The sequence below is a fragment of the uncultured Mucilaginibacter sp. genome, assembly GCF_903913935.1.
GTDB lineage: Bacteria > Bacteroidota > Bacteroidia > Sphingobacteriales > Sphingobacteriaceae > Mucilaginibacter.
In genome coordinates, this window is sequence record NZ_CAIWNH010000386.1 from 1 (window position 1) to 6,073 (window position 6,073).

A 6,073-nucleotide genomic window follows, 5' to 3' on the forward strand; every position below is an offset into this window, starting at 1 on the left:
ACCTTTGTTGCCAATGTTATCGAACCAAAAGTGGATGTGGTTGGAATTAGCAAAAGCTAGTGATTTCAATGGTATTGGAGGCACCAGGCAGCCCGGATACAAATATAAATAATTATGTTTAATATGCCAAATATCATAATAAAACTTTTTAATCATAGAATCAGAAGAAATAAATTTCAGTTGCAGCCCTAAAGTTTAACCTGCTTTTACTACAGCACGTATCCCGGAATAAAATATTTGCTAATTTTTTTGGCATTTAAAAAATATATTTTCACCTTTAACTCATTAAATCTTTAACAATGAATAAACCTTATCTAATCATCATGAAAAACACTTTTACTATCCTTTTAATTCTTTCTACTCTTTACGCGTGCAAAAACAAGGATGCGGTTAACTACTTTAATGCCGGCGTTGCAAAATCGCGCGAAAAAACCGACGTTGGCGATAGTGCCGCGAATGAAACCGCAAGGCAAGCAAAATATAAGGCAGCTTTGCAGGATTTTGACCAGGCGATTGAAGCTGATAATAATTATATTTTAGCTTATGAAAACAGGGCGATCGTAAAAAGGGCACTGGGCGATTACGCAGGATGTATAGCTGATGCGGAAAAGGTTGCCACCCTTGAACCTGACTCATCCAGCGTTTATATTTTTATTGGGCAAACCAAATTAAATCAACTTAAAGATATTAAAGGAGCTATAGCTGCATACGGCCAGGCGATTAAAATTAATTCAAATAATCCGAATTATTATTCCTGGCGTGCGTATGCCGAAGGACAGGTAAAAGATTATACCACAGCATTAAACGATTATAATCATGCTATTTCAATTAGCCCTGCAGGTAGTCCTGGGCTTATGCGCTTTTACCGCGAGCGGGGAATTTTAAAGTTGGATAATAACGATAAAACCGGGTGCCTGGATCTTGTAAAAGCAGGGTCGCTTGGCGATGCCGATGCGCAGGAAATGATTAATCTTCGTTGTAAATAAATCGGCAAAATGGCTTTACTAGCCCTTTTTATTTTTACTGTTGCCTACATATGTTTAAAGAAGGTGGCCGTTTGTGATGCTTGTTGCACTGCTAAAAGGCGAGGGTTTTTAGCCGAGTTTCACCAACTCCACCTTTGTGGGCTGCCCTTTACGCCATGCGTCAATTTTATTGATATAGTAGTAAGCGCTATCCTGCTGTATGTAAACCGGTATCAAAAGGTCCAGCTCCAGGATATCACGAGGGGTGAGTAAAATATAACGCACCACCTTTTTGGTTTGGGTCAGGATTTTTTCCAGTTCGGGGTAATACTGTTTGCGCAGGTCGTCAAACCTCAGGCTTGCCTGCCCGTAGCCTGGCCCCAGGGTGGGGGCATCAGGTTTGTAGAAATATGGCGTGCTGATGATATCATTTATTACCCTATCAGGGTTAATGCCGTCTGTATATGTTACCGTTTTTCGTATACCACGAAGATCCAGCTTCTGATCTATCAGAATCCTTGGCGCCACGCTTATCGTGAAATCATTGGTCCCGCTGGTTTGGTCGATCATTGTTATTTGCGCGATGCTGCCTCCGTAGTAGGGCCTGTTAAAGCTTGGCCCGAAGGGGCTTTGTACCAGGGTGGCGCTTGCAGGCAAGGTTTGGTCGGCAATCTTTATCTGCGACCAGCCGTATTTTAACGGTAACAGGTTTTCGTCGGTTTGGTATTGCATATAATTTACCTGTGCGTAATTACCCAGTTGAAAGCTTACCTGTTTGCCCTGGTTAAGGCATTTGCTGCTCCAGTCTTTAGCAAGAGGGATATTACTAACGACGTTTTTAAATGAATTGAAAGAAACAGTTTTATTGGTATTATCAGTTTGGCAAATGATACCGAAGCGTTGCAGGGTGTCTTTTAAGAGATCCTTTTGCGAAATATCGGGGAAGATGCGCTCACATTGTACGGTTTGGCCATATAATACCAATTGATTTGCTGATTTGATAACAAGCTCGCTCCCGGCAGCCATGGTAAATTTAGACTGCGAAAAACCATTAAAACGGTAAATTACCTGTATAGTGGCATTAGGCTGCAAATCGGCAGTAGCAGAAAGTACGGTTTTGGGCGTAATGGTATAGCCATGCCGGTAGGGGCCCTGGCGCACGAGCGTGGGGTTATTCGCCAGGTAATAATTTGTTGTTGCCAGCGTAGCAACGCCGGTTGCAGGATCAGTGGAAATGATGTGTATGTCAACATTTGCGGCATAATTGTCCCGGAGATAACTCCCATAAAAATAGAAGGATGGTATTGTTAACGTGATATTCACGCTGTTTCGGATATCGCTGGTATAAATCCCTGTAGAAGGATTATAAAACCCACCCGGGTTGGCGGTAACACCCGGAAAAACGATTGTTCCGGTGAACTGGGCAGGGGTGCCGTAAAATACCGTTAGTGCCGAAGGTAAGGTTACATCGCATCCGTTGCCGTCAACCTGGTTTTGATAATCGGCGCCGTGTTCAAAACTGCCGTTTGAAAACTGTGCAATCATTAAAGGATATAACGGATCGCCCATTAACGACCCTGAAGCTTTATAGCCCGACGATTGCAGTAACAGATCAATGGCCGTTTTGACAAAAAATCCCGGGCGCAGGTTATGGACATTAATGGCTGTAGTAAAATCATCACTCATAAAGCCGTAATCAATAACAGGGTAAATCCATCCATCGGTTTTGGTTTGCGAATTTGCCGCGTTATCAATATCCCATTGATGATCATAAGGCTGCCAAACCAGATTTTGCCCGTAATTGCTCCAGATACTGGTGCTGTCGCCCATATCATACAATTTGCCGCCTATGCTGTCAAAAAAATCGGTATTGCCTGATAGTATGGTAATGTTAGCATTATCCTGCTCGATGCCGTTCAGTTCGCCGATACCATAAGGCACTATTTCGAGGCCGTCCTGGATGATCTTTGCCTCATATTTTTGATAAGGCAAGTTGTTGGCAAAAGCCACATCATCCGGGAAGCCCAGTATCTGGCGGTTACGCTGGGTTAATGGCAGTTTAAACTGGTTGCTGGTATTGCCCTGCTGGTTTTGTACCTCCGCCAGGTTATTGATCTGGAAAGTAAGCGCGATAGGGCTATCATCACTAAGGTCGACCAATTGGTCGTTAATGTATAGTTGGATTTGGTCCATATTTGCTGTAATGGTTGTAAGGTGTTATTAGGGTATTTAGTAGTTGTGAGGCTTGAGCATAACCGATTGATTTATGAAAAACTTATGCATAAATTGGTCCGCCTAACAAGTGCCTTTTTATTTGCCTAAAACACAAATCAGGATGAAGAAAATGCAAAGTCTATTTTGGATACTTTTACCATTGGTTCTTATAGGGTATATTATCTATAAAATAGCTATGAACTCATTTACTGATCATTTTTTAGGTTCTAACCCACAACGTATAAAAGCCATAACCATAGATGAAAAGAATTTTATGGGGAATCAACGCGTAGAGCCAAAGTTTTCATATTCCTATTCATTCAAAGTTAACGGACAGCTATATAAAGGTAATTCCCATGATACCGCGCTTAGGGTTGGAGATACAGTGGAGGTTGAATATAATAAAGATCATCCGGGCATTAATAAACCGTTACATCCTAAAAATTAGATTTAAATTGCCAATACAATCATTAAACGTGCGATCATGAAAAACTTATATCGTTTATTAGCTGTATGTATTTTTATTTTCAGTTTATCGGCTTGTAAAAAAGGGGCTAACCCAATAACTGATGTTTCAATAACCGGCAAGTGGATGATCAATAAATACTCGGCTACTAGTTATAAAAATGGCGTTCTGTCCCCAACTTCGTATTCATATAATGTATCCGACACAAGTCAGTACTATTTGTTTGACAATGATGGAACGGCGTTCGAGACTTTTTTAGATCCTAACTTTGTTTCTCCCGAGATTTTTTACTATCATATCAATGGCTCAAATTTAATCCTTTCCAGGACGCTTGCGCTTTTGCCAGAAACCACTTGTACTATAAGCATTCTGGTTGCTAATCGATTGGTTTTGCAGGGTTCGTATACTTATCAAACTTCAGGCGATGACTTTAAAGTTGTAAATGAAGTTAATTTAAGTAAAAAATAGATACCTACTGGCTCTGTATATTAATTGACGGCATATTGAACGTAACGCTGAATGGCGCCTGCCCGTTAATCGTTTCGTACTCGCTGAAGGTGGCGGTGTTTAACACAATGGTTTGCCATTTAACCGGGTTTTTATTTACCAGCATTTGCACTTTGGGCGAATATTTGATGGATTGGAGGCCCTTGATATCGTTTACTGAAAGATCCTCAGCCATCACTTTCATCTTTTGGCCGGCGCTTTTGCCTATCACCTCTTCAATGCCATCCTGGTTGGCCCAGTCGGAAACATAGTTTTTTATGATCACGGCGTTCTGCACATCTAACGAGACTTCCTGGTTATAAACAAACCGGTAGTAGTTCCAGCATCCGCTTAAGCCTATCCAGCGCAGGTAAACAGACTGTTCGTCAACCGCATCGTCAACCCTTACCGTTTGGGTTTGGGTAACGGCATGTGCGACGCTATTGCTGTCGTTATACATTAAAGTGAGATCAAAGTAATAAACATCGCTGCCAAAATTAGTATTAACCAGCAGCCGGTTTAAACCCAATTGCGCCGGCACGTTGGTATTGCCGGATGTTTGCCGGGCGATCAGCAATTTACTGCCATCCTGGTTCAACAGCCAGGTATCATCCTCATTTACCAGGTAACTGTTGGCACTGCCTGGCAATGGGTTTCGGTTAATATCAAGCGGAATCAAGTTGCAATACAGCTGCAGGCCTAAAAGTTCTTCGCCGTAAATAAAACCAATATCAAATGGATAACCATTTGAAAAGGCAGGTTCGGCAAAATCAGTTACCCATTTTGCCAGCTGGCTGTTAGTCGTAACCGAAGGGAAGGGCACATAAGCCGCCAGGTTGCCACCGTAACTGTCGCCCAGTTGTTTTGCAGCATATAAAATGTAATATGGTGTGCTTATGGGGATATAGGTTAAGCTCTGCGTGTTGGTTAGTTTGCCGTCCCAGCATTCGGCGTATGCCACCTGGTAGCTTGCGCTTAAGTTGCTGTCGCGATAGTTTACCTGCGTAAAATTACTGTCGTCCTTGGCGCGTAACAGGCTTTGTAAAAAATTACTGATATCAGCCTTAACCAGCCCGGTACTATTGGGCCTGTTGGTTGATATAATGGTATTTTGCTGTCCGGTGATAAGGTCTTGGTAGGTGATTTGTGTACGCACCGTATAAAACGGGCGAATGGTGTTGCTGTTGATGTAGCCCGTCGCGTTCGAAATAAAAGGCGTATTGATCACCAGGCTGCCATCATCCTTTACCTCATTTACTTGATAAGTGCCGGTATAAACACCGGTATTGACATAAACTAACACGGGGCTGTTATTGGTAAGTACAATATTTTGAGTAGCAGCGTTTGCATTGGCATTGTTATAGGCTTTAACTGCTGCAATAAGGGCGGTTTTGTCGCAATTGGCCATCACTGCAGCGTTGCCGCTCAGCGTATCCAACGAAACGGAGGTTACATCAAAATCTTTTCGCTGATAGGTGAACACTACCGGGTTAAATGCCGCGTTCCAGCGCGAAACGTTGCCCCCGGTTAGGCTAACCGATGGATCGCCGGTGAGCAAACTACTGAGCAGAGGGATGGTTATTGCGGAAACATTGATGCAGCCATTGGCATCGCTTACATAAACATTTTTTAGCCCACTGGTTAAACCTGCAAATATTGGCGACGACTGAAAGGTAACATTATCAAGGCTATAAGTAATCGGCCCGTAGCTTGACTTTGCCTGTACTCTGATTTGCGCATCGGCGGTGCCGGGCGATGATTCGGGTTTATCAACAATAATAGTATTGATTACCAGGTCGCAAACATTAACCGGTGGCGGGTTGGCCGGTTCAGTGCTGATGCTTTCAATAGTGAATTTGGTGTAATAGGGGGTAGTGCTGCTTGAGTCACTTAGCTCGCCATGGTACACCGCGTAAGTTTGACCGGCGATAATTTGTGATCC

General features: G+C 42.8%; 5 protein-coding genes. 3 read left to right on the forward strand and 2 right to left on the reverse strand.

From position 1 onward, the window contains the following. Nucleotides 1-323 precede the first annotated feature (323 nt). On the forward strand, nucleotides 324-986 hold the full coding sequence (locus tag QZY09_RS15480) for a tetratricopeptide repeat protein (RefSeq protein ID WP_295673817.1): 663 nt from the start codon (nucleotides 324-326) through the stop codon (nucleotides 984-986). Between the two features lie 108 nt (nucleotides 987-1,094). Here the strand turns inward: QZY09_RS15480 and QZY09_RS15485 are convergent, their stop codons facing one another. Beyond that, complete coding sequence (locus tag QZY09_RS15485) at nucleotides 1,095-3,158, reverse strand: hypothetical protein (RefSeq protein ID WP_295673819.1); 2,064 nt, start codon at nucleotides 3,156-3,158, stop codon at nucleotides 1,095-1,097. Nucleotides 3,159-3,300: 142 nt separating this feature from the next. Here QZY09_RS15485 and QZY09_RS15490 point away from each other — a divergent pair, with 142 nt between their 5' ends. Both QZY09_RS15490 and QZY09_RS15495 read left to right on the forward strand, forming a co-directional pair. After that, complete coding sequence (locus tag QZY09_RS15490) at nucleotides 3,301-3,627, forward strand: hypothetical protein (protein WP_295673821.1); 327 nt, start codon at nucleotides 3,301-3,303, stop codon at nucleotides 3,625-3,627. 36 nt (nucleotides 3,628-3,663) lie between these two features. After that, a complete protein-coding gene (locus QZY09_RS15495; RefSeq protein WP_295673823.1) occupies nucleotides 3,664-4,113 on the forward strand; it encodes a hypothetical protein in 450 nt (149 codons plus the stop codon). A 4-nt stretch (nucleotides 4,114-4,117) separates the two neighbouring features. Here the strand turns inward: QZY09_RS15495 and QZY09_RS15500 are convergent. Further along, the coding region (locus QZY09_RS15500) for a hypothetical protein (RefSeq protein ID WP_295673825.1) at nucleotides 4,118-6,073 on the reverse strand (1,956 nt) is incomplete at its 5' end.

What these genes read in the sequence shown, in the direction of transcription:
- QZY09_RS15490 (WP_295673821.1), top strand. Translation starts at nt 3,301, where the DNA reads ATGAAGAAAATGCAAAGTCTATTTTGGATACTTTTACCATTGGTTCTT.
- QZY09_RS15480 (WP_295673817.1), top strand. Translation starts at nt 324, where the DNA reads ATGAAAAACACTTTTACTATCCTTTTAATTCTTTCTACTCTTTACGCG.
- QZY09_RS15495 (WP_295673823.1), top strand. Translation starts at nt 3,664, where the DNA reads ATGAAAAACTTATATCGTTTATTAGCTGTATGTATTTTTATTTTCAGT.
- QZY09_RS15485 (WP_295673819.1), bottom strand. Translation starts at nt 3,158, where the DNA reads ATGGACCAAATCCAACTATACATTAACGACCAATTGGTCGACCTTAGT.